At 71.8% G+C, this 554-nt stretch carries 1 protein-coding gene; it reads right to left on the bottom strand.

The window, feature by feature from the left end:
* Positions 1 to 554, bottom strand: a 554-nt coding sequence (locus IV04_RS24510) for a sugar phosphate nucleotidyltransferase (protein WP_037441821.1), incomplete at both ends; no start/stop codon positions are given.

Raw genomic sequence — 554 nt, 5'->3', positions numbered from 1 at the left:
GCTCGCGCACGCTGGCCGCCTGATCGGTGCCCCACGCGGCCGCGATCTCGCGCAGCGAGCGCACGAGGTCGGGTTCGGCGAGCGCCATCTGATCGAGCAGGACCGTCGCCCGGGCGATGAACATGCCGGCGTTCCAGAGGAAGCCGCCGTGCTCGACGTAGTCGCGCGCCGTCTGCTCGTCGGGCTTCTCGACGAAGGAGGTGACGTCGTAGACGTCGAAGGGGGCGAGGTCGCCGCGGGCGGCGCCGCCCTCGATGTAGCCGAAGCCGGTCGCCGGGTGCGAGGGGTGGATGCCGATGGTGGCGATGTACCCCTGGTCGGCCGCCTGCACGGCGGTGCGGATGGCGCGCTCGAAGAGCACGTTGCCGCGGATCACGTGGTCGGCGGCGAAGGATCCGAGGATCGCGTCGGGGTCGCGCAGCTCGAGGATCGCGGCGGCGAGGCCGATCGCGGCCGAGGAATCCTTCGGCTCGCTCTCGGTCACGAGGTTCTCGACGAGCAGCTCGGGCAGCTGCGCCTCGACCGATTCGCGGTGCGCGCTACCGGTGACGACC

It is taken from the genome of Serratia sp. Ag1 (assembly GCF_000743355.1).
In the GTDB taxonomy this organism is placed as follows: Bacteria; Pseudomonadota; Gammaproteobacteria; order Enterobacterales; family Enterobacteriaceae; genus Chania.
This window is presented reverse-complemented; position numbering and strand designations above follow the sequence as displayed.